This is a genomic window from Imperialibacter sp., from assembly GCF_040222385.1.
Classification (GTDB): Bacteria; Bacteroidota; Bacteroidia; order Cytophagales; family Cyclobacteriaceae; genus Imperialibacter.
On sequence record NZ_JAVKDF010000010.1, the window covers coordinates 161056 to 178277 of the forward strand.

At 48.2% G+C, this 17222-nt stretch carries 15 protein-coding genes; 7 read left to right on the forward strand and 8 right to left on the reverse strand.

Translation table 11 applies throughout. The features are described 5' to 3' along the window. Positions 1 to 47: 47 nt before the first annotated feature. Both kdsA and RIG68_RS02125 read right to left on the reverse strand, forming a co-directional pair. Entirely contained in the window at positions 48 to 827 is a 780-nt protein-coding gene (kdsA, locus tag RIG68_RS02120) for a 3-deoxy-8-phosphooctulonate synthase (protein WP_151996333.1), read from the reverse strand. Then, a complete protein-coding gene (locus RIG68_RS02125; RefSeq protein WP_151996334.1) occupies positions 824 to 1429 on the reverse strand; it encodes a KpsF/GutQ family sugar-phosphate isomerase in 606 nt (201 codons plus the stop codon). Before RIG68_RS02125 ends, kdsA begins: the two co-directional genes overlap by 4 nt. 247 nt (positions 1430 to 1676) lie before the next feature. Between RIG68_RS02125 and RIG68_RS02130 the strand changes: the two genes are divergently transcribed. The 5 genes from RIG68_RS02130 (at position 1677) to RIG68_RS02150 (ending at position 8898) form a co-directional block, all read left to right on the forward strand. After that, entirely contained in the window at positions 1677 to 1934 is a 258-nt protein-coding gene (locus RIG68_RS02130) for a hypothetical protein (RefSeq protein WP_350118167.1), read from the forward strand. Positions 1935 to 2076: 142 nt separating this feature from the next. Then, positions 2077 to 3429 carry an HTTM domain-containing protein gene (locus tag RIG68_RS02135; protein WP_350118169.1) on the forward strand — a complete coding sequence of 451 codons (1353 nt, stop codon included), beginning with the start codon at positions 2077 to 2079 and terminating at the stop codon, positions 3427 to 3429. 115 nt (positions 3430 to 3544) lie between these two features. After that, positions 3545 to 5587, forward strand: a complete 2043-nt coding sequence (locus tag RIG68_RS02140; RefSeq protein ID WP_350118171.1) for an OmpA family protein — start codon at positions 3545 to 3547, stop codon at positions 5585 to 5587. A 73-nt stretch (positions 5588 to 5660) separates the two neighbouring features. Further along, on the forward strand, positions 5661 to 7754 hold the full coding sequence (locus RIG68_RS02145; protein ID WP_350118173.1) for a S9 family peptidase: 2094 nt from the start codon (positions 5661 to 5663) through the stop codon (positions 7752 to 7754). Between the two features lie 109 nt (positions 7755 to 7863). Continuing rightward, entirely contained in the window at positions 7864 to 8898 is a 1035-nt protein-coding gene (locus RIG68_RS02150; RefSeq protein ID WP_350118175.1) for a threonine aldolase family protein, read from the forward strand. On the opposite strand, the gene RIG68_RS02155 is transcribed toward RIG68_RS02150, so the two are convergent. Genes RIG68_RS02155 through RIG68_RS02165 form a run of 3 tightly spaced genes read right to left on the reverse strand, consistent with a single transcriptional unit; the run spans position 8895 to position 11525 of the window. After that, a complete protein-coding gene (locus RIG68_RS02155; protein WP_350118177.1) occupies positions 8895 to 9782 on the reverse strand; it encodes a DMT family transporter in 888 nt (295 codons plus the stop codon). The two genes, RIG68_RS02150 and RIG68_RS02155, sit on opposite strands and share 4 nt — an antisense overlap. 55 nt (positions 9783 to 9837) lie before the next feature. Beyond that, the gene (locus RIG68_RS02160; RefSeq protein ID WP_350118179.1) at positions 9838 to 10980 is read right to left on the reverse strand and encodes an energy transducer TonB; all 1143 of its coding nucleotides are present in this window, start codon (positions 10978 to 10980) and stop codon (positions 9838 to 9840) included. Further along, entirely contained in the window at positions 10977 to 11525 is a 549-nt protein-coding gene (locus tag RIG68_RS02165) for an RNA polymerase sigma factor (protein WP_350118181.1), read from the reverse strand. The genes RIG68_RS02160 and RIG68_RS02165 overlap by 4 nt, the downstream gene beginning before the upstream one ends. A gap of 127 nt (positions 11526 to 11652) precedes the next feature. On the opposite strand from RIG68_RS02165, the gene RIG68_RS02170 reads away from it, so the two are divergent. Together RIG68_RS02170 and RIG68_RS02175 are read left to right on the forward strand one after the other, a co-directional pair. Further along, positions 11653 to 13539 (forward strand): vWA domain-containing protein, encoded by a 1887-nt coding sequence (locus RIG68_RS02170; RefSeq protein WP_350118183.1) that lies wholly within the window; start codon positions 11653 to 11655, stop codon positions 13537 to 13539. Between the two features lie 160 nt (positions 13540 to 13699). Continuing rightward, positions 13700 to 14968, forward strand: a complete 1269-nt coding sequence (locus RIG68_RS02175) for a replication-associated recombination protein A (RefSeq protein ID WP_350118185.1) — start codon at positions 13700 to 13702, stop codon at positions 14966 to 14968. A 49-nt stretch (positions 14969 to 15017) separates the two neighbouring features. Here RIG68_RS02175 and RIG68_RS02180 read toward each other — a convergent pair whose 3' ends face one another. The 3 genes from RIG68_RS02180 to RIG68_RS02190 form a co-directional block, all read right to left on the reverse strand. Further along, positions 15018 to 15509, reverse strand: coding sequence for a GNAT family N-acetyltransferase (locus RIG68_RS02180; RefSeq protein WP_350118186.1), 492 nt, complete (start codon positions 15507 to 15509; stop codon positions 15018 to 15020). A gap of 74 nt (positions 15510 to 15583) precedes the next feature. Continuing rightward, a complete protein-coding gene (locus RIG68_RS02185) occupies positions 15584 to 16033 on the reverse strand; it encodes a DUF6428 family protein (protein ID WP_350118188.1) in 450 nt (149 codons plus the stop codon). Between the two features lie 89 nt (positions 16034 to 16122). After that, positions 16123 to 17178 (reverse strand): hypothetical protein, encoded by a 1056-nt coding sequence (locus RIG68_RS02190; RefSeq protein ID WP_350118190.1) that lies wholly within the window; start codon positions 17176 to 17178, stop codon positions 16123 to 16125. Positions 17179 to 17222 lie beyond the last annotated feature (44 nt).

Genomic DNA, 17222 nt, shown 5'->3' on the forward strand with positions numbered 1-17222 from the left:
ATTTGACCTTGGAGCTTATTTGATTTTGCGATTTGCCATTTGGTGCTTTACCCCTCCAGTGCTTTCCTCACCTTCATTACCTTCCTCAATATCCCCTCAAGCTTTTCAATCGGCAGCATCGTTTGGCCGTCGCTTAACGCATTGGCCGGGTCAGGGTGCGTTTCTATAAACAGCCCATCAGCTCCGGTGGCAATGGCAGAAAGTGCCATGGTTTCGATCATTTCCGGATTGCCTCCAGTCACTCCGTCTGCCTTATTGGGTTGCTGCACAGAGTGTGTGCAATCCATCACCACGGGCACGCCGTGCTTCTTTAGCCTGGCAATAGCTGTGGCATCCACCACCAGCCCTTCGTAGCCAAACGAGAACCCACGTTCACAAAGCCACACATTTTTGTTGCCCGTGGACAGTACTTTCTCTAATGAGAACTTCATGGCTTCAGGCGACATAAACTGTCCCTTCTTGATATTCACGCCTTTGCCTGTTTCACCGGCAGCCAGCAGCAAATCCGTTTGCCGACATAGGAAGGCGGGGATTTGCAGGTAGTCCACGTACTTGGCGGCAATGGCTGGTTCATAGCTTTCATGCACGTCGGTAATGGTAGGCACGCCAAGTTCTTTTCCCACAGCCTGAATAATAGCCATGGCCTCTTCTTTTTCAATGCCGGTGAAGCTGTTGAGCTTGGTGCGGTTGGCTTTTTTGAAGCTGGCTTTGAAAATGTAATCGATACCCAGCTCGTCGCAGATACCTTTTACTTTTCTGCCTATTTCAAATGGTGTTTTGTCGTTCTCGACCACACAAGGGCCGGCTATCAGGAATAATTTACTCATCGCATTCTGCTTTTTTGTCCGAGGTAGCCGCTATGGTGCCTTTTGGCGTAGCCAGCCTTATCAAAGTTGATCTTTTTCATTAACATTACCACCAGCAAGTCGCCCAAAACCGACATCACAGTGGTGCTAGTGGTTGGCGTCAGGTCCAGGGGGCAAATTTCTTTCGGTTGCCCGGTGCTCAGGCAAATATTGGCTGTTCTTCCCAGTTCGTTTTCCGGATGGCCGGTGATGCAAATAGTCTTGATTTTTGGATACAGGTTGTCTGCCAGCTCCAGCAACTTGAGAATTTCTTCAGTTTTGCCCGAGTTGGAAATCACGAGCAGGATGTCGTTCGGCTGCAAAACTCCCAGGTCGCCATGTTGTGCTTCCGACGGATGAAGGAACACAGCAGGGGAACCCGTCGAGCAAAAAGTAGTGGCGATGTTCTGCCCTATCTGACCGGCTTTGCCTATGCCACTAATGACGATCTTGCCTTTATTAATGTGGATCTGATCGTACAACGCATCGATGGCGTTCAGTATGGACTCATCTACCGGGATATTATGTATGGCCTGAACTTCTTTTTCTACCAGGCTGCGAATTTCTTCAAGTGACTGACTCATTGCTTGGGTTGTATAAAGCTTCAAAATTAGGAAAATGAGGATTGAAAATATAACATCAGCCCATTTGTACGAATTAGTAGCGCTTCAGATGCTGAAGCCAGGCCAGTTTCGTTCATCTATCGGCAGGTTATTGTTCATATGTGTACACTTTTTTGTTGAAGAAAATATTTAACTAGTTGATTATTAGTAGGTTGAAATTTTTGGCACAAGTGTTGACTTATTTTCATGACCATTGAACAGAGAGACTATGAAATCGAAGAACGCAAATACAACAAAGATTCTCCTACTGGGAGTAATTGTGGCAGTCGTCTCGCTCCTGTCGTCTTTGAATGGATCAGGGTTTGTGGCAGGGGAGGGGGCACTCACGGGAGCGGCCGTTGGTCAAAAAGATGACGCTATGAGGGTTGAAGCAAAGCTGCAGCTTGAGAAATTGGCGACATCCAAGAAATTGGCGAAAGAAATAGACCAAAATTTCACTGCCGGGGGCAACACAATGGTCAATTGAAACGTAAACGCTTTTAAATGAATAAGAAATAACAACGCATAGTTGTTTTTAGTAGATAGGTTTAGGTTGGTTTGAAAAAGAGGGTCTTTAGGGCCCTTTTTTTTATGCCAGAGATTCATTTCTTTACACAAACTTTTTTGATGTGTTTTCCTCTCTGACGCTTAATCGACAGTACTTATCGCAACCAGTTGACAATACACCCCTTGTGTTGTTCCGGGTGGTTTTTGGCTTTCTCGTGTTTATGGAGGGGGCAAGCTTTTTCTTGCTCGGCCAAATCTCCGAAATTTATACTAAAGCACTTGTTGTTTTCACCTATCAGGGACTAAGCTGGATGCAGCCGCTGCCAGGTATTGGGATGTACCTGGTTTTTGCTTTTGTTTGTGTGCTTGGCATCATGATCATGCTTGGTTGGCGGTACAGGTTTTCAGCCTGGGCATTTGCCCTGACCTGGACATACATTTACTTCTCCCACAAGGCCCACTATAACAATCATCACTACCTTTTTATGCTGATGGCCTACGCTATGGCGCTGATGCCCGCAGCCGATGATTTGTCTCTTGATGCCCATTACCACCCTGACAGGCGATCAACGTCTTGTCCCAGGTGGTGTATCTCCTTTTTTGTGCTTCAGTTGCTGATCGTTTATACGTTTGCCAGTATCGCCAAAATTTACCCCGACTGGCTGGAAACAAGGCCGATGGAAATTTGGATGAAGGGCAAGTCTCACTATTGGCTGGTGGGCGGTGTGTTGCAGTATAAGTGGGTTCACTATGTACTTGCCTATGGGGGCATCGTTTTTGACGGAGCTATTATTTGGTTGTTGTTAATCAAGAGGACTCGCTGGGTAGGTGTCACCTTGTCGATAGCTTTTCACCTCTTTAATTCATTTGTTTTTCAAATAGGCATCTTTCCCTACCTCATGCTGGGCACATTGTTCTTCTTTTTCGATGGAGCCGACCTCAGAAAAAAACTACTGGGAAGGTGGAAATGGGGAATTGCTTTGCCAGCAAAAGCGTATTCGCCAAACAACCCAGGCTACTTCTTCTTTTTGGGCTATTTCCTCATACAGCTGTTGCTGCCATTGAGGCATCATTTGTTTGAGGGCAACGTGCATTGGACTGATGAAGGCCATAAGTTATCGTGGCATATGATGCTTCGGACCAAGAGCGGCAGTGCTGTTTACAGAGTCACCAACAAGAAAACCGGGGAAGTAGAGAAAGTTCGTCCGTCACAATATCTGGGGTCACTTAAAGGCAGGATGGCCAGCAGCCACCCAGACATCATCTGGCAGTTTGCTCATCATCTTAAAAAGGAATACGAAAATAAAGGATGGGAAGAGGTTGCCGTATTTGTCGATTGTGTGGTAAGTCTCAATGGCCATCCTTCCCACCCTTTGATTGACCCGGAAGTTGACCTGGGAAGCGTAGGATGGGAGCCATTCCGGCATTCTGAGTGGATACTTCAGTGGCCGGAAGAATTTCAAGAAATTGAATGACTATTGAGAAGTATCCAAAATTAATCTATAATTTTCGGCTTTAAAGAGGGCCTTGTTTGGCCCCGGATGCGTACCTGTTTAGCCGCTGTTTTGTTAACAAAACACAGGTACATTTATGATTGCTACAAGTTTTAGAAAGTGGGCTGCCACAGCTACGTTGTTGTGTGCAGGCATGTTCACATTAAAAGCCCAGCAGGTACAGTGGGCTTCTTCAGTTGTTGGTTTTTCCAGCGAGTACATCAACAACAATTACAAAGGACAATATCTCGCTAAAGAGATTCTGGGTAAGCCAAGCAGGTATCCGGTATTTGGAGCGACACCATGCGGCTGGACGCCCGGAAAGGAAAACAGTCCTGAAGGCGAGTGGATCAAAGTTGGCTTCGACAAGCCTATGCAAATCAGCCAGGTAGCCGTAGTCGAAATCTTTAATCCAGGTGCTGTGAGCAGAATCCTGCTCTATGATGAGGCGGACAACGAATCGGTTATTTACCAAAACGACTCAACCGCACCGCTGAGCGAGGCGGGTCGGCTGTTGTCGCACGTGTTCCCAAAAACGACCTACAAGGTGGCTGCGGTAAAGGTCGAATTGCGTACAGCTTCGGTGCCCGGCTTTAACGAGCTCGACGCAATTGCCATTAGTGACTCGGAGGTACCGGTTCGAGCGGGGATTAACCTGTCTCCCGATGCGGACAAGGCGTTGCAGATAGAACATCTCTCAACAAGTGTGAATACACCGACCGATGAACTTAATCCCATTATTTCGCCGGATGGAAAGGTATTATACTTCACAAGGGAAGGCCACCCGGAGAATCTCGATGACCCAGCTACCCAGGACATTTGGTTTGCGAATATCAACGAAGATGGCAGTCTTGAAACGGCTGTGAACATTGGCCGGCCACTCAACAATGCCAGCAACAGCGGTCTGGAGTCTATTTTGCCTGATAACCAAACTGCTTTGTTGCTCAATACCTACAATGCCGACGGAACGATGGGCGTAGGTGTTTCGATCACACACAAGGAAGGCGATAAGTGGGGGTTTCCAGAGAAGGTGGAAATTGACAGCTTCTACAATCGAAGCAAGTTTGGTGAATATTTTTTGATGGCGGACGGACAAACACTTTTGATGACCTTGCAGCGAGATAACTCCATTGGAGCAAAGGATATTCATGTCAGCTTTAAAAAGGAAGACGGTACATGGTCGGCGCCTATGAATATTGGGCCAACTGTAAACACGGCAGCTTCTGAGATTTTCCCCTATATGGCGGCTGATGGGGTTTCACTCTACTACTCCACTGCCGGATGGCCTGGCTACGGAAGCTCCGACATGTTTGTTACCAGGAGACTTGATGACTCATGGCTCAACTGGTCGGAACCACAAAACCTGGGGCCACACATTAACTCTCCCCAATTTGATGCATACTATTCTTTTACCGCATCGGGCGACTACGCATACTTCTCCTCTTACGGCAACGATTCCTATGGAAAGAGCGATTTGTATCGGGTGAGACTCCCTGAATCACTGAGGCCAAAACCCGTGGTGGTAGTGCGGGGCCGGGTGCTCAATGCCAAAACAAACGAGCCACTGGGAGCCAGCATTAACTATGAAGTGCTGAGTTCCGGTAAACAGGCAGGCGTTGCCAATAGCGACGCAACAGATGGTAGCTACAGCATTATTTTACCTTCGGGTGAAAATTATGGCTTTTTGGGTCAATCCGATGGGTTTATTTCGGTGAGCGAAAACCTGGACCTCGTCAACCTGAAGGAGTATCGGGAAATCAATAAGGATCTTTATTTGGTGCCAATTGAAAAGGGACAGGTGGTGCGGCTTAACAATATCTTTTTTGACGTAGATAAGTTCACATTCAAGAAGGAGGCTACTCCTGAGCTCAACCGGTTTGTCAAGCTGCTGACCGACCAATCGGGACTGCGTATTGAAATATCGGGGCACACAGACAACACGGGCAGCGCTGACTACAACATGAAGTTGAGCGCCAACAGGGCAAAGGCCGTTTATGATTATCTAGTCAAGCAGGGTATCGACGCTGGGCGACTGGCATTCAAAGGCTACGGGCTCACCAAACCAACTGCTGATAACAACACCGCTGATGGCCGGCAGCTCAACCGAAGGGTGGAGTTTCTGATCGTGGAAAGTGAATAGCAGCCGGTTCACTTAAACCAGTTGGCGGGAACGATTCATTTGGGTAAATTACCTACGACTAACCAACCACAAAATGATCAATCGTTTCCGCCAGTTTTTGCTGGTTATCCTGCTTCCTATCCTTTCCCTGCCTGCACTTGCGCAGTTCAGCCTTGAGGAGGTGATGTCTTACCCCTTTGCCACTGAGCTGGTAGCTGGCAAGGCAACCGATGCGATGGCCTGGGTCGAAAACAAAAGGGGGGTAAGAAATATCTACTTTGCAAAAGGGCCTGATGGGCCTTCGGTTCAGCTTACCAGCTATGGTAAGGACGATGGCCAGGAGATATCTTCACTTACCTTTTTTATGAATGACCAGTGGTTGCTCTACGTGCGGGGCAGTGCGCCCAACCGCAACGGCGAAATAGCCAACCCCGATAGCAACCCCGAAGGCGCCGAGCAAATCATCTGGCTTATTTCTACAGAAGGGGGTGATGCGATCAGGCTGGCCAATGGCTACGCTCCAGTGCCTCACCCAACCGAAAATACCATTCTCTTTTCTAACCGAGTAGGTATTTTCCAAATAGCTGTCAATGAATACGGCATCCCCGAATCCGATAGTGAGAGGCTTCTATTTCAGGCCCGTGGTAGCAATGGCGGGCAGGCATGGTCACCTGATGGGATGGAAGTGCTTTTTACAAGCTCGAGAGGTGACCACAACTTCATAGGTATTTTCAATGCAGAAAAAGGAGAAGTCCGCTGGATGGCCCCTTCGGTGGGCAGAGATATGCTGCCTGTTTGGTCGCCTGATGGCAAACAGGTGGCTTTTGTAAGGTACAAAGGCTTGAAAAGAGATGAACTCGTCAACATTACTGGTGGAGAGTCATTTTCAATTCTGGTGGCTGATGCTGCTACCGGAGCAGCTAAAGAAGTATGGAGTTCGCCTTCTGATGATGGTGGCTTTGCCCAATCGTACCCGGCGGCTCCATTACGGTGGACGAAGGCGAACAGACTGCTATTTTACTCAGAGCACAAGGGCTGGATGCATATTTACAGCATGAATCCGGACGGATCTGGACTTGTAGACTTGACGCCCGGAGCTTGTGAGGCAGAGGACAGCAATGTGTCGCCCGATGGCAGCACCCTGTACTTTTCTTCCAACTGTGGAGATATCGACAGAAGGCACCTGTTCAGTGTGAGTGTAAAAGGAGGCACTGTCAAAGCACTAACAAAAGGAGAGGGAAGTGAAATGACACCGGTGCCGTTGGCGACAGGGACGGGGCTGGCCATGCAATACATGGGGTATAACTTTGACAAGACTGTCGGTTTTCTGGCGTCTGGCGCTTCGGCTGTGAAACAAATTTCCTCGACTGCTCCCCCGGCCTTTCCTGCCAAGTCGCTGGTCAAGCCGGAGCAGGTCATCTACAAATCTCCGGATGGCGTTGAAATTCACGCACAACTATTTATGCCTGCCACTCACAAAAAGGGTGAGAAGCATCCGGCCGTTATTTTCATGCACGGCGGCCCCATCAGACAAATGCTGCTGACCTTCCACTATTCAACTTATTATTCAAACGCCTATGCCTTCAACCAGTACCTGGCCAGCCAGGGCTATGTGGTGATGTCGGTGAATTATCGGGATGGAATTGGCTACGGCGAGGACTTCCGCAGAGCTGAAAACCAAGGCCCAAGGGGAGCCGCAGAATACCAGGACATTGTAGCGGGAGGCAAATACCTGCAAGGCAGGGCGGAAGTAGACCCAGCCAAAATTGGCCTGTGGGGAGGCTCCTACGGCGGCTACCTCACTGCTATGGGCCTTGCAAGAAACCCGGAGCTTTTCAAAGCAGGTGTGGACCTGCACGGTGTGCACGATTGGGCTTTTAGGGCAAGGGAATTTGGCCCTCCGGGAGGTTGGTGGGGCATCAATGAGGAACTGATGGACAAAGCCTATGCGTCTTCTCCCGTTGCTGACCTCTCGAAATGGACGGCTCCGGTGCTGCTGGTGCACGGCGACGACGACCGCAATGTGCTCTTCCAGCAGACCACTGATCTGGCTGAGACGCTGAGAGAAAAAGGAGTGAACGTTGATCTACTCATATTTCCCGACGAGGTGCACGGCTTCCTGCGGTATGATAGTTGGTTCCGAACTTTTGAGGCTGCCAAAGTTTACTTTGATAAAAATTTGAAGTAGTGGTCAGCGCATTCGTTGTGGCCTGGTGTCTTCACCAGCCACTTTTTCCCTCGCCGTGGCTTCGTGTCTTCACGTGTCACTTTTTCACACATTTTAATATCTTGCCTGCATGATGACAGTAGATTTCAGAAGTGATACAGTAACAAAGCCAACTCCGGGCATGCTCGAAGCCATGATGACTGCTGAAGTGGGCGACGACGTTTTCGATGAAGATCCCACCATTAAGAAGCTGGAAGCCAAAATAGCCAGCATGTTTGGGAAAGAGGCTGCTATTTACTGTCCTTCCGGGACTATGACCAACCAGATTGCCCTCCGCATCCACACCCAGCTACAGGACGAAGTTATCTGCGACAAACGCTCTCATATTTACCTCTATGAGGGTGGAGGTATCGCCAGCAATTCGCATATTTCGGCAAGACTGGTTGACGGCGACCGGGGCAGGCTTTCACCAGAGCACGTTCTCGAAAACATCAATAATCCGGATGATATCCATCTGCCATTAACCCGGCTGGTGTCACTCGAGAACACAATGAACAAAGGGGGAGGTGCTTATTACACGCTGGCCCAGACGAAAGCCGTGAGCGAGGCTGCCAGGGCGAAAGGCTTGAAAATGCACTTGGACGGTGCCCGAATTTTCAATGCATTGGCGGAAACGGGCGATAAACCGAAGGACGTTGGCAATCTGTTTGATACCGTCTCTGTTTGTTTTTCCAAGGGGCTGGGCGCTCCTGTAGGCTCTGCTTTGGTGGGTAGCCACGAGCATATCAAAAAAGCCAAAAGAGTCCGCAAGGTATTTGGCGGCGGTATGCGACAGGCAGGGTTTTTGGCGGCTGCCTGCATCTATGCGCTCGACAACCATGTAGAAAGACTGAAAATTGATCACAAAAAGGCAAAGACATTAGGTGAGCAGGTGGCCACGCTTCCTTATGTGACCGGACTTTTGCCAGTGGATACCAATATTGTCATTTTTGAGTTGGACAAAAAGATCCTGGCGACAGACATGGTAACGAAACTAGGAGAATTGGGAATACTCGCCGTGCCTTTTGGAAAGCACGAAGTGAGGCTGGTGACCCACCTGGACATCAATGACGACATGATTAGCTATTTTGATCAAGCTATCGGAAAGTTAAAAAGCGTGTTTTAATTGCCTCTTTTTACACTAACCAGATACACACCAAGGAAAATCAGTGCGGCAGAAATCACCTTGCCTATGGTCGGTAGTTCCCTTCCTGACACCACTTCAATAAGCGTGGCAAAAAGGGGCTGGAGAAATATGTAATAGCCTACTACCGACGAATTCACATACTTCAGGGCTGACACATTGGCAATGTAGGCAATGACGGTAGTTCCGAGCAGTACATAGCTGATACTGAGCCATTGGGCACCGCTTAAGTCACCAAATGGGATGGCAACTGCTTCGTGGATGGAAAAGGGAGCGACGAAGATTAATCCAAAAAGAAATGTCCACTTCACCACCGTTAAGGGGTGGTATCGTGCCATCAGTCGCTTGACCAAAACCAGATAGATAGCATAAGAAATAGCATTGCCAATCACCAAAAGGTCTCCCAAAAGAAAGCTGTTGCTGAATGAAAACTCATGAAGACCCACCAGAAAAACCGCTCCGCATAAGCCAAATGCAAGCCCAAGTGCCTTTCTTCTGGTGATCCTCTCTTTCAGCAAAAAGTAAGACATTGTGACGACCACTACGGGAGTGAGGGTCATAATTAAAGCACCGTTGACAGGAGAAGTCATGCTGAGGCCCTGGAAAAACATGAGCATATTAATGGCAGCTCCAAAAAAGCCGCAAGCAACCAGCCTGACAAAATCTTTTCGACTCTCTATTTTTTCGCTCGTGAATAGCGGATGGATGAGCCAAAAGACTGCCGTTGCAAACAACACACGTACAAGAATGAAAGCAAAAGGAGATACCGGTTCGGGCATAACCGATTTGGCAACGCTGTAGTTGGCACCGTAGAGTAAGCCCGTAATCAAAAGTGCAGGATGAACCCACCAGGGGTTTGCTTTCATGGCTGGGGATTAAGGCACGAAGGTAGGCACTATAACGCCTACATGCCAATTCAGCCTAGTTGCTGATTTGAATAGTTGTGGTAGTCAATGGTGAACCGGTCACACCGTCATTGTATTTCCACGCTCCTCCATTTTGCAACAACCGAATAGCCTCCTGATCGCAGGCCTGGCAAAGCGGCTTTGTTACGTTAATATTCTGCGGAATGCCCTGAGCGTTTAATGTAAAGCTTAGCCCCACTTCTCCGGTTACCATGTCAGCTGTTTTTAGCTGGTTGTCGGTCACATATTTTCTGAAAGCTTCTAATCCTGCTAAAGGTGTGGCGACTTGGGTGGTGGCAATTCTTGCGGACCTTGCTACGGGCTGATTGCTCTGATCGGCTTCCTTTTTTGCCTTTGCTGCACCACTACTAGCATCAGCCGCTGTAATCGCATTCAGCTCAGATAATTGAGGAGCGGTCACTTCTTGCGGCACCGTCTCAGTAGCAATATCTTTTTTTTCCGTCTCCTGCAATGCCAAACCAGCACCCTGACTGCTTTCTTCTGCCTGAGCAAATTCTATATCGTCTGCTAGTGTAAGGTCAGGTGTTTCTTCAGCAACCGCTATTTCATCGCTTAGCTCAGCCTCATCGGCCACGGCCACCGGAGGGCCAGTAACCTGGGGACTTTCTTTCTCCTCGTCAGCTATTGGTTTTGGTGTTTCAACCGGCTGACTTTCAGCTACCAGATTTTGTTGAGAGGAGGTATTGTCGGTTGTTGCCTTTGCCGAATCAGCCTGTTCTTCGGTTTCGGCCACCTCAATTGGTGCAGGCTCATTGATCGCCACCGATGAATCCGCAGCTAACGTCCCGGCGGATGCATTTTCCTCCGACCCAGGCAACATTGTCAGTCTCCACGCAGAGAAGCCAGCCACCAGCAGCAACGTAACCACTGCCGCTATTTTCCAAATGTTAGAGAAGCTGTAAAAAGATGTACTCTCAGACCGGGCCAGTTTCTTTTTCATGTCAGCCAAATCTTTGGCCAGAAGTTTCACGTCCACATCCTGGAGTCCTTCCATCGCCTCATAGAGGAAAGGGTCGTTTTCTTCCTTTCTTTCAAAAGCGTACTTCTCCTTGCTGCTCATCTCTTCATTGAGATAGCGCAGAAGGTCTTTTTCTTCCTGGCTTTTTGACGGATCAATATCGTTTTTGGGCTTGCTCATTTTTTACTCTCAATACAGAGCTTCAAGTTCCTTTTTCCGTTTTGAATATGGCTTTTCACTTGTTTCACATCTATGCTTTTTTTCAAAGCGATCTCTTCATACGTCTTTTTGTTGAAATAGAACATCTCCACACATCCTTTCTGTTCCGTCTTCAGTTGCTCAAGGCATTGCTGTAGTTGCGGTGTGAGATCAGTTTCTTCTTCATCTAAAGGATGCACAACTTCGGTCGATTCCATAAATAGCTGCACATTTTTTTCCTGGATGCCTTTTTTGGAGCGAAGCTTCATCAGGCAATGATTTTTAGCGACGACAAAAAGCCAGCTTCGGAATTTTTCTATTTTTTGGGAAGGGCTGGTTTCGTAGAGCTTCTCAAAAACTTCCATGGCAGCATCTTTGGCCTCCTCTTTGTCACCCATGTATTTGAGGCAAACGCCATACACAAGAGCGAGGTAGCGGTCATACAGTACTGCCAGCACCTGCCTGTCTTTTTCAGTCACGAACCCCTGCCACAGGGCCTCATCAGAAAATCTATCGAGTAATTCCAAACAGATGTTGCTTTTATAAACGGTCAGTCAATTGGTGACATAACGGACAAATCAAAAATAGTTGTGCCCAATTTATGGAATTTGAACTGGTCTTGCATCCTGTTATCAAAATCAAACAATGATGACAATGAAAAATGTAGCAAAACCCCTCGTACTGATAGCCCTGGTGCTATCTTCATTTACTGCTTATAGCCCGGCATCCATAAAGATCAATGGTACGGTGCTGAATGAGAAAGATGGCAAGCCGCTGACTGATGTAAATGTTGCAGTCAAAACAACCGGTAAGACCACTGTCACCAATCAGAAAGGTGAATTCGGAATTTTTGTACCTACCGAGAACGATGTGCTCATTTTTACCAAACCAGGATTTTTTAACAAGGAGGTAGCCCTGATCGGAAGAAAGTTGCTGGAGGTGAAGATGAAAGCTGACCCTAGCTGGAAGCCTGCCGTTGTACCAAAACCGGAACGAAAAGAGCTGGCCGACGAAGAAGAGATTGTCTTTGATATGGTTGTGAGCCAACCCATGGAAAGAAGCATGAAGAAGTCGATGGCCATGGGAGCGGCTTACAGTACTGCTTATCATATGGAGCCTGCACCTGTCATTCACAACACGGAAGGCTATGCTACCATCCACGAGAATGTTTTTCATCAACCGCTGAACGAACCGCTTTCTACTTTTTCTATCGATGTAGATGCAGCTTCTTACTCCAACATGCGCCGGTTTCTGAGCCAGGGCCAAAAGCCTCCGGTAGACGCCGTCCGCATTGAGGAAATGGTTAACTACTTCGACTACGACTATCCACAACCAGAAGGAAACGACCCTTTTTCCATCAACACCGAATTGTCTTATGCTCCCTGGAACTCCAAACATTACCTCGTGCACATCGGCCTGCAAGGCAAAGTAATTCCAACTGATAACCTTCCTCCGAGCAACCTGGTGTTTCTGATCGATGTGTCAGGTTCTATGAGCGACCCCAACAAGTTGCCCTTGTTGAAGTCGTCCTTCAAACTTTTGACGGAACAATTACGTCCGGTCGATAAGGTTGCTATTGTGGTGTATGCCGGTGCGGCTGGACTAGTGTTGCCTCCCACAAGTGGAAGCGATAAGCAAACCATTATGGAAGCTTTTGATAAACTACAAGCCGGTGGCTCGACGGCTGGGGGAGCGGGCATCCATCTTGCATACAAAACAGCTCTTGAAAACTTTGTGGATGGCGGCAACAACCGGGTGATTCTGGCTACCGATGGCGACTTCAATGTAGGCGAGTCGAGCGATGCCAGCATGGAAAGACTGATTGAGCAAAAAAGAAACGACGGCGTTTTCCTAACCGTTCTTGGCTTCGGCATGGGCAACTACAAAGATTCCAAAATGGAAATCCTTGCCGACAAGGGAAATGGCAACTATGCCTATATCGATAATATTCTAGAAGCGAAGAAAGTATTGGTAAACGAATTTGGCGGTACGCTGTTCACCATTGCTAAAGATGTGAAAATACAGGTGGAGTTCAATCCAGCGAAAGTGCAAGCTTATAGGTTAATTGGCTATGAAAACAGGTTGCTGAACAAAGAGGATTTTAATGATGACAAGAAAGACGCTGGCGAGCTTGGCTCGGGCCATACGGTAACCGCTCTCTACGAAATCATTCCAGTAGGAGTCAATAGCAGCTTCCTGCCCGTCGATCCTTTGAAGTATCAGCAAAACACTGTCGTACCTGATGCAGCCAAAACTAACGAGCTGATGACAGTGAAGCTTCGCTACAAGCAACCTGATGGCGATACCAGCAAGCTTTTGGTCAACACCATCATGGACAAGCCAGCAGCCAAAACGTCGGAGAATTACAGATGGTCGGCTGCGGTGGCCGGTTTCGGCATGATGCTGAGAAATTCTGAGTTCAAAGGTGATATTACTTACGATCGGGTGGTATCGTTGGCTACCGAAGCCAAAGGCCTGGACAAAAATGGCTACCGCATAGAATTCATCAATCTGGTGAAGTCGGCGATGTTGTTGAACTAAACTAAGTTTCAGATTTTCTTTGCGCCTCTGCGCCATGGCGAGAAACTATTCCGCTTGGACGCAGAGGCTTTGTTTTTTACCTGAATCATGCCTGTGCTACACGACTGTTTAGATCAAATTTGCTTACTTTGTTTCTCCGGTAAAACGCCAAAACACCAACATGTTCCAAAACACTTTTCCCCTCGCCGAACGCATGCGCCCCACCACCCTCGATCAGCTGATCGGGCAGGAGCACCTGGTGGGGGAGAGAGGTATTTTGAGAAAAGTGATCCTTTCCGGGCAAATTCCCTCGATGATCTTTTGGGGGCCTCCTGGTGTTGGTAAAACCACCATGGCCAATATCATTGCCAATACCCTGAAGGTGCCTTTTGAAACACTTAGTGCCGTCAGCGCCGGCGTGAAAGATGTGCGGGAGGTGATTCAGAAGGCCCGGCCTGGCATCCGCACAGTATTGTTTATTGACGAGATTCACCGTTTTAATAAATCGCAGCAGGATGCCTTGCTGGGAGCAGTGGAGAAAGGTAAAATTACCCTCATAGGTGCCACAACGGAAAACCCTAGCTTTGAAATTAACTCGGCTTTGCTAAGCCGCTGTCAGGTGTATACGCTGAAGGCGCTGGAGATAAAGGACCTTGAGAACCTGCTGGCCAATGCAATGAAAGTGGACGAAAAACTCAAGGACAGGAAGATCAAGCTGAAGGAGAAGGCGGCTTTGTTTCGGCTATCAGGCGGTGATGCCAGGAAACTTCTGAATTTGTTTGAGCTGGTCACCGACCAGTATCCGGACGACCCGCTGGAAATCACCGACGAGATGGTGACCAGCACTGCACAGCAGCGGATCAGTATCTACGACAAGTCCGGCGAGCAGCACTATGATATTATTTCCGCCTTCATCAAATCCATCAGGGGCAGCGACCCCAATGCAGCTGTATATTACCTTGCTCGCATGATTGAAGGGGGTGAGGACGTCAAGTTCATTGCCCGCCGCCTGCTGATTCTCGCTTCGGAAGACATTGGCAATGCGAACCCGAATGCACTTCTGCTCGCCACATCCGCTTTTCAGGCAGTGACTATGATTGGCTATCCAGAATCACGTATTATCCTTTCTCAATGTGCTACTTACCTGGCCTGTTCGCCAAAAAGCAACGCCAGCTACGAGGCCATCAACAGCGCCATTTCCCTTGTGAATCAAACGGGAGACCTTTCTGTTCCTCTGGCCATTCGCAATGCGCCTACCAAGCTGATGAAAGACCTCAATTATGGCAAGGACTACCAATATGCTCATAGCCACAAGGGCAACTTTGCCGAGATGGAGTTTTTACCCGAAGAAATCAAAGGCACGAAACTATACGACCCCGGGAAGAACGCCCGTGAGGAAGAAATGAGAAAGCAGCTGCGGACTCTGTGGAAAGAGAAGTACGGGTATTAGCGGTGGTGCCCACAGCGTCAGCTGGTGGCACCACCTTTAAACAACTGCATTATACCACCGTCTTACTCCTTCTTTCTAACAGCACAGTGTCTCTCCATATCCCATGTAGCTGCGCAACCTTTTCTCTATAGCCAATTTCCCTGAAGCCCATGCTTTTGTGCACGGCGATGGTAGCCACGTTCTCCCTGAAGACCGAAGACTGCAAAGTCCAGAAGCCCTCCGCCTCCGCTGCAACGATCAGTTCCTGAAAGAGCACTTTCCCCAGACCTTTTCCCTTGAAGTCATTTTTAATGTAGATACTCACCTCAGCAACGCCTTTGTAAACCTGTCGCCTCGAGACTGGACTTAGTGCCGCCCAGCCGACGATCTGCCCATTTACTTTGGCAACCAGCCGACAGTTTTGCAGATGTCCGGCATCCCAATTTTCCCAGCCGGGGCTTTGAGTTTCGAAAGTAGCCAGGCCTGTCTCAATGCCCTCCAGGTAGATGCGCTCCACTTCTGGCCAGTCGGCGGGCACCATTTCAGCTATCTCAGTTTTCATTTCAAGCAATATTTAGTACCAGGTACACCTCTCAGTTGGCGCTGGCAGTACATGTTAGCCAAGCTAAGCAAAAATCAATTACAGCACGACGCTGCTGATAAGGCAAGTTCCAGGCTTGGTTTGCAAACCGTAGGCTGAGCAAATAACTTGATGCTTAGCGTGTTCTCATCATTTTCAATTTGTTCCACGCCGTAAACCGACGTTCTGAGATCACCGTGTCCCCATTCGAAAAACACTTCGGCCTCTTTGTCCATCGGATCTTTCTTGTCGACCAAATCTAATATGGAAAGTGCTTTGTCGGTGGTCCAGGGGTTTCTTATAGCCTCCAGATCATTTACGTAAAGCTGCACAACCGTTTGGTTGAACGCCAGTTTTCTTCCTCCACAATCGACGGATGTAATTTTTTGGTTTTTCACCTCGGTGATGTGAAAAGTGGCCGGAACAAATTGGCCAAGGGCATACTCAAACTCAAGGTTGTTTCCTTTTGCTGACCTAAGCAATGACAGTAGTTCTTGTGTTTTCATTATTAATCGTATTATTACGATGGTTAGTGGTAAAAAATTAGCCGGACTGACCGGCATGTCTATTAATCGTAATATTACGATACAATGTTTCACTTTTCCATCATTTTTTTTAGCAACGTGTATTCTACCCAAAGTGTGTGATTCCATGCCGGGCAGGAATGGGCAATGTGGAAAAGCCTGAAACGGCCCATTTTTTGGAGCCAACTCGGCTTTACCGCCGAAAGCATCGAGCCATAGAACCATGGACAGCTGACTCGCTCCAACCTGTATAACTCGATTTCTCGCAAGGGTTTCACGCCAAGTTTTAACAAGCTAATGGCATAGATCATAGCTTTGAAGTCGTTCCTTTCCGTCGCTAAAAGCGCTTCAATGTCACACACGAAACCTGCGATCAGGGGCTCCAATTTCTCTCGATCCCCACTAAGCCATTTGGCGAGGTGGTAGGCAATGACGGCGCTATCTGGGTAGTAGGGTGCCACCTCATAGGGTGTTTTTATATAACTTTTGGTCAGAATGATGTCTTTTAAATAGGCTTCTGAAGTTCCCGTGAACGCTGTCGGTAAGAGCTTATGATGCTGAAATAGGCTCAACAGGTTAATCATGGCACACGCATCCAACACCCATGGCATTTTGTCGCCCAGCCAGGCAGCGTACATCCGGGGCTGCTTAGGATAATGTCGGAGAAAATGCTCGTCAATGTCCTGCTGTAGGCTGAGTACGGTTGGCTTGTCTGATGACAGTGCCGAATAAACCAGGGCCGTGTCATCAATATCATCGGGCAGGCGGAAGAAGTCGAATCGATGCAGAAGCCTGCCATTGGGGAAAGGAATATCGGGATCGGTTGGCCAGAAATTGTAGTGCATGCGGCCTCGGCGGCTTTTGTAGATCGGAAAGGTGCCGACAATTCCCTCAAGAATTTGATCCGTTTGTTCAGCCTGACGAGGAGTCATCATGTGCTTCCACTCTTTAAGTTTGCTTCCTATCAGGGCTGGGAAAAAAACGTTGGGGTCATGCCGTTCAATCTTAAGCAGCGGATAGATGCGCAGGGATGGAATACTTCCAATGGGCAAGCCGAGATACCTTGCTTGCTGCTGCTCCTTTGCTAAAACATTGAGCCAATTGTCAATATGTTTTTCCGCCTCCATTCGTGACCAAAATACATCTTTCGATAGAATGGCTGGGTTAATTT

Bases quoted from the DNA above. Each gene is read 5' to 3' on its own strand.
- RIG68_RS02190 (WP_350118190.1), bottom strand. From the start codon at position 17,178: ATGGAGGCGGAAAAACATATTGACAATTGGCTCAATGTTTTAGCAAAG.
- RIG68_RS02125 (WP_151996334.1), bottom strand. From the start codon at position 1,429: ATGAGTCAGTCACTTGAAGAAATTCGCAGCCTGGTAGAAAAAGAAGTT.
- RIG68_RS02175 (WP_350118185.1), top strand. From the start codon at position 13,700: ATGTTCCAAAACACTTTTCCCCTCGCCGAACGCATGCGCCCCACCACC.
- RIG68_RS02180 (WP_350118186.1), bottom strand. From the start codon at position 15,509: ATGAAAACTGAGATAGCTGAAATGGTGCCCGCCGACTGGCCAGAAGTG.
- RIG68_RS02185 (WP_350118188.1), bottom strand. From the start codon at position 16,033: ATGAAAACACAAGAACTACTGTCATTGCTTAGGTCAGCAAAAGGAAAC.
- kdsA (WP_151996333.1), bottom strand. From the start codon at position 827: ATGAGTAAATTATTCCTGATAGCCGGCCCTTGTGTGGTCGAGAACGAC.
- RIG68_RS02145 (WP_350118173.1), top strand. From the start codon at position 5,661: ATGATCAATCGTTTCCGCCAGTTTTTGCTGGTTATCCTGCTTCCTATC.
- RIG68_RS02130 (WP_350118167.1), top strand. From the start codon at position 1,677: ATGAAATCGAAGAACGCAAATACAACAAAGATTCTCCTACTGGGAGTA.
- RIG68_RS02155 (WP_350118177.1), bottom strand. From the start codon at position 9,782: ATGAAAGCAAACCCCTGGTGGGTTCATCCTGCACTTTTGATTACGGGC.
- RIG68_RS02150 (WP_350118175.1), top strand. From the start codon at position 7,864: ATGATGACAGTAGATTTCAGAAGTGATACAGTAACAAAGCCAACTCCG.
- RIG68_RS02140 (WP_350118171.1), top strand. From the start codon at position 3,545: ATGATTGCTACAAGTTTTAGAAAGTGGGCTGCCACAGCTACGTTGTTG.
- RIG68_RS02160 (WP_350118179.1), bottom strand. From the start codon at position 10,980: ATGAGCAAGCCCAAAAACGATATTGATCCGTCAAAAAGCCAGGAAGAA.
- RIG68_RS02170 (WP_350118183.1), top strand. From the start codon at position 11,653: ATGAAAAATGTAGCAAAACCCCTCGTACTGATAGCCCTGGTGCTATCT.